Here is a 5,082-nt window from a genome sequence, read left to right as displayed (position 1 = left end):
CCCCCCCCCCCCCCCCCCCCCCCCCCCCCCCCCCCCCCCCCCCCCCCCCCCCCCCCCCCCCCCCCCCCCCCCCCCGCGACACTCTTAGCGGGTCTTCTCCTTGTAGGTTGCACCACTAAGATCGGGAGCATTAATCCTAACCACCCCAGTGATCCCAAAATGCAGAAAGTCTATGGGGTTGCTTGTGATTCTTTCACATGGCCTTATGGCAAGAATGATGAGGCACTTAAAAGCCGTGCGATGGAATCTGTTAATGCACAAGCACAAGCTATTGTCTCTGCAGCCGATGCCAAAGAAGCCGAGTTGGCGAATGTCAATATCACCAAAAACATTTGGCCGTGGTTTTGGGGCTTGATGGGTCAAAAGTGCGTGCAAATTGATGGTTATGCCATTCCTAAGGGCTTATCTGCTGCAGCTGAGGCACGTAAAAAGGCTGCAGAAGAAGCTGCAGAAGAAGTCCGACAAGCCAACACGCATAGTTGTGAGGGCTGGAAGTATCTCGCTATGGGTTCTTCAACCACTAAAGAAGATGCACAAAAAGCTTTAGAGACTTTTACGAGGGATTCTAAGAGCACGGATCCACACACCCAAGCGTGTGCTTTGGAGGGTTTAGGCTTTCTTTACCAATACGGCTTAGGGGTTAAGCAAGATAAGGCCAAAGCGATACAATTCTACGAACAAGAGGGCAAACTGGGCTATGGAATTGGCTATGGCAACATAGCAGGAATATTTCAAGATAGTGATGAGAAAAAAATGTCTTATTACCTAGACTTGTGCAATCAAGCTCCCCACAAACCAGGAGGAAACGGGCGTGATGGTGGTTGTGCCTTAGCCGCAGGTCTTGGGGGGGATTAGTTTGCCTTTGTCAATCAAACTTCTAATAGTGGCACAGAGTGGGTGTTGTTGCCTAATTTGAAGTTCTTAGCCACAATTTTCGTGGCTGTGTTGTTATGTGCGGGGTGTTTTGCCCCAACACAAAGTCCTAAAAATTCTATTATTCAACAAGCCCAAGAGCCTACACCAAGTTTTGCAAACACCCCAAACTACTTAGAACAACAAACCTTAAAGCCAAATCTCTCTATATCTGACTATTGGCAACTCGCCCAAAAAGCCTATGCCCGCAAAGATTACCAGCAAGCCAAAACTTATTACCAACAACTAGCTAATTTGGGGGATTCTAGAGGTTATTATGGCTTGGGTGTGTTGTGGAGCATTTATGCCTATGATGATAAAGACGGCGATATTCCCCCTAACTACCCCAAAGCCCTAGACTATTTGCAAAAAGCTGCCCATTTAGGCAATGCACAAGCCCATACCAAACTAGGGGATTTTTATACAGAAGCCAAAGGAGTGTTCCAAAATCCTCAAAAAGCCACTACACACTATCTAGAAGGTGCCAAGCTAGGCGATGTGCAAGGCTACTACAAGTTAGGGATTTTATATCGCGATGGTAAGGGCATCCCTCCAAATCTTCCCAAGGCGATCGCCTATTTTCGCAAAGCAGAAGATAAGGGTAGCGTGCTTGCCGGGCTGGCTTTGGGTGTTCTCTTTAGAGATCGAAAAGAGCCCCTCAAAGCTCTTGATCACTTTAAGAGAACAGCCAATAGGGGGAGTGCTCTTGCTTACACTCTGCTAGGCGATATGTATGTTAATGGCTATGGTGTTGCCAAAAATCTTAAGCGCGCCCAAGCATATTACACCCAAGCCAAACACACCCCCAAATCCCCCATAGAAGATGGGGTTTTATTCGATCTGCTCCGTCTCCCACAAAAGGCTAGCTACTACTCTCCACCAAACGCCCCACCTATCCCCTCTCCTAGCAAACTCAAAAGTGCCTATTTGAAGCGTTGGTATGCCCCTTGGAAGACTATGAAAGTCATTAAGCGCAAAGAAGTTTTTTGGATGCGCTATAGTCTCCTCACGCCAGCTTATCAAGAAGATGGCACACCCCACGACCTCAAAGTCCTACGCCATATTGAAGCAGACATGGACATGCCCCATTATCCCAGCGTGCATTTAAAAGGTGTGATTTTGGCTAATACCTCTGTGCGCGCTGTGCCAACCGATCTAGCCTATTACCCCACACCACAAGATTATCCCTCTGATCTGTGGCAAAATTCTTTGATTTTTGCAGGTACGCCCGTTCTCATCACCCACTACAACAAAGCCAAGACTTATGCCCTGATCCAAAGTAGTTTCGTGGTCGGTTGGGTGCGTATCCAAGATGTCGCCCCGATTAAGCCCAAAACTATCAAGAATATTTTAAGTCTATCAAATTACCTCACCCCTTTGAACGATAACATCCCTAACGCCCGCATGGGACAGATTTTTCTCAAAGTGCCCCGCACGCCTAATCAAATTTATACTTTTATCAAAGACACAAAAGGCTTTGCCCAACTCATACAAACCCCTATTAACCCCCAAAACTTCACCCCCTTCCCACGTCCTTTTACCCCTAAAACTATGGCGGCTGTGATCGATACTTTGCTAGGCCAACGCTATGGCTGGGGTGGGATGAATCACCATCGCGATTGTTCGGCTTTCACTCGCGATAGTTTTGCTAGCTTTGGGGTGTTTTTGCCTAGAAACTCCCACGCTCAAGTGCGCTACGCGCATAATGCCATTGATTTGCACAAAATGTCTGCAACTAAGAAAGAGGCCTATATTATCAAGCACGCTACACCTTTTGCTACCATTTTATGGCTCAAAGGGCATATTATGCTGTATCTGGGCACTTATCACAACCAAGCGATTGTGGCGCATAATATCTGGTCTATCTCTATTTCTAAAACCCGCAAACAAGAGCATCTCTACCATGTGGAGCGAGCCGTTATCACAACCCTAAGACTAGGCGAGGAGCACAAGAGTAGCCTTTCACAACCCAATCTTTTAATCAATCGGATCGATGCGATGTCTGATCTCTACACATACATTGTAAAATCTTCTCACTAAGGATTTGCCAAACATCTTGCTAAATGCTCCGGAATTTAAAACAGCTGGGGCATTTTTCGGGGGATTAAGATACAGGCTTATTTGTGTCTTTAAACCCCAATATCTCTCTTGGCAGAAATCCCACTCGTCCTTAGCAGGTTGGATGAATGCCACTGATTTGCGATATAACGTCTCTTTACACCATATCCCTCTAAAATGGGGCTTATTTGGGGCTCATCCCCATTGTATCCCCATAGGGTGGGGTGCATAACGGGGGGAAGTAACGATAAAATCACTCCCCAAACTCCTCTGAAAAGGCTAACAAAAAACCTAACTTTTACCCCTATGAGAAGCTTTACATGACACCCTTTTTGCAAAAAGGGGCAAAATCACATTCATATGACTATACCTCCAATGCTAAAGGTGCGGGTGTAAAAACTGATTTTGTTTTGCGCCACTAAAACCCAATCTTTGACACTGCTAGAGAATTTGTCAATGATAATCTTTTGCGTGCGCGTGCTCTCTAGGGTGGAGAATTTAAGCGCTCCTCTAGCCTCAACTTTGGCTATGAGTTCCTCAAAGTCTTTGAGTTGCTCCAAATACAGCGTGGCGGTGAAACTGATCCGTTTTTCATTGCTCCCCAGTTTGAGATAGAAGTTTTTAGAGAGCGTTTCTACCTTATTAATGCCTAAAGAGTATTCAAAATCCAAACTAGGGATGTTGTGATCCACCCTGAAAGTGAATTTGTCAATTTTAATGATTTTCCCCATATCTGCCATTATTTGCCTTTAATCGCACTCTCAAAGCTCAAATTCATCACCCACCCGCTTTTATCTAGGCTGTGTTGCACTTGGGTGATCAAATGCACTTCTTTAGATTTGCCCTTTTTGAGCTCTAAAAGCCCACCGGCAAAGAGCACCTGACCTAACGCCCGTAATGTGCCTTTTGTTTTAGCGGTATTGGCCTCTTTAAGGCGGGTTTTGCCAATCACTAAGGCCTCTTGTTTGGTGCTGGCATGCACGCTCATACGCTTTTTGGGCTGTTGCCCCGAACCGATGATGATCGTATGCTCCTGCCCGTTTTTATCAGTAAAGACCACTTCCGCGCTTTTAAAATGCTTGGTTACCATGTATTCAATATCCAAACTCATACAGCTATCGGCATTGATTTGGTAGCGGGGGCGTTTGTATTGCTTAATATCTCTGTCAATGAAAATCAATGTGTCATTTTTAATCGCATAGCTACACCCGTATTCTTTTGCCAAACGCATACACAACGCGCTATCGCTCTCATCAACTTGCTCTAAAGCATTCCAAACACTGCTCGCATGCTCAAAGGAGATTTTGGACTTCAAGCCGTGCTCCCTAGCGATGGAGCGTAAAATATCGGCGGCACTTTTGTTCTTAAAAGTGCGGCTCTTTTTCTCTTTGAGCTCTTTGTTAAAATTAATGCTAGTCGCATCGATGCTAAAGCTGTGCTTGTAACTCTCTTTAATGGCAGAAACATAAAAGCCCCCAAAAAAATACAGCTTATCCCACCCCAAAAACAAATCCAAGCGATCGCCAAATTGGGGCATTTTAGAATTGGGGGCGAGTTTGAGGCTGAGTGTATCGGTATTGTCTTTTTCATAGTCAGTATAATCTAAACTTTCCACCACAACCCCTACCTTAGATTTAATCCGCCATTGGGGAGCAAGGTATGTCTGCATTTAGTCCTCCTTCCATAAAGGCACAATGTCATTCCCCTCTGCTATATCCTCTAAAGCAGGTAAGCTCACCACTTCTCCACCCTCAAAGACATCAATAGATAAGAGTTTGACATTAGCCAACAAAAAGGCATTATATCCACTAGTATAGCCATGTTGTTCCAAATGCCCGTAATGCTTGAAAAAGAGGCTATCCCATCTTTCCCCCTGCAAGGCCACAATAGTTCTTTCACTCACGGCTAAGCTCTTGGGTAAAAATAACATGGGCATCGGCTAAAAGGCGGTCATTTTGTTCCCTAGCAATTAAGTTACTTGCGTAGGCTTTTGGGTGGCGTGTTGTTTCTTACTGGGGTGTAAGTAGGCTTGGATATAGCCATAGTGGTAATCTGGTTCTCTGCTGGGCAATTCCCCCTTAGTGCCCCATAAAATGAATTCGCATTGTTGTT

General features: G+C 45.5%; 5 protein-coding genes. 2 read left to right on the top strand and 3 right to left on the bottom strand.

Translation table 11 applies throughout. The features are described from left to right. Positions 1-159 precede the first annotated feature (159 nt). Together FNE76_RS08325 and FNE76_RS08755 are read left to right on the top strand one after the other, a co-directional pair. Complete coding sequence (locus tag FNE76_RS08325) at positions 160-855, top strand: SEL1-like repeat protein (protein ID WP_162983125.1); 696 nt, start codon at positions 160-162, stop codon at positions 853-855. Between the two features lie 48 nt (positions 856-903). After that, positions 904-2,952, top strand: coding sequence for an SH3 domain-containing protein (locus FNE76_RS08755; protein ID WP_185963035.1), 2,049 nt, complete (start codon positions 904-906; stop codon positions 2,950-2,952). 374 nt (positions 2,953-3,326) lie between these two features. On the opposite strand, the gene FNE76_RS07830 is transcribed toward FNE76_RS08755, so the two are convergent. From FNE76_RS07830 to FNE76_RS07820, 3 genes are read right to left on the bottom strand one after another with little or no spacing between them, the layout of a single operon-like run. Next, positions 3,327-3,710, bottom strand: coding sequence for a hypothetical protein (locus FNE76_RS07830; protein ID WP_120948805.1), 384 nt, complete (start codon positions 3,708-3,710; stop codon positions 3,327-3,329). Further along, positions 3,710-4,639, bottom strand: a complete 930-nt coding sequence (locus FNE76_RS07825; RefSeq protein ID WP_120948806.1) for a phage late control D family protein — start codon at positions 4,637-4,639, stop codon at positions 3,710-3,712. Before FNE76_RS07825 ends, FNE76_RS07830 begins: the two co-directional genes overlap by 1 nt. Then, entirely contained in the window at positions 4,640-4,873 is a 234-nt protein-coding gene (locus FNE76_RS07820) for a tail protein X (RefSeq protein WP_162983127.1), read from the bottom strand. Between the last annotated feature and the right edge of the window lie 209 nt (positions 4,874-5,082).

The sequence above is a fragment of the Helicobacter mehlei genome (assembly GCF_007280785.1).
Taxonomy (GTDB): Bacteria; Campylobacterota; Campylobacteria; order Campylobacterales; family Helicobacteraceae; genus Helicobacter; species Helicobacter mehlei.
The sequence above is the reverse complement of the archived record's forward strand: the minus strand, read 5'-3'. Positions and strand labels throughout refer to the sequence as shown.

Bases quoted from the DNA above. Each gene is read 5' to 3' on its own strand.
- FNE76_RS08325 (WP_162983125.1), top strand. From the start codon at position 160: ATGCAGAAAGTCTATGGGGTTGCTTGTGATTCTTTCACATGGCCTTAT.
- FNE76_RS07825 (WP_120948806.1), bottom strand. From the start codon at position 4,639: ATGCAGACATACCTTGCTCCCCAATGGCGGATTAAATCTAAGGTAGGG.
- FNE76_RS07830 (WP_120948805.1), bottom strand. From the start codon at position 3,710: ATGGCAGATATGGGGAAAATCATTAAAATTGACAAATTCACTTTCAGG.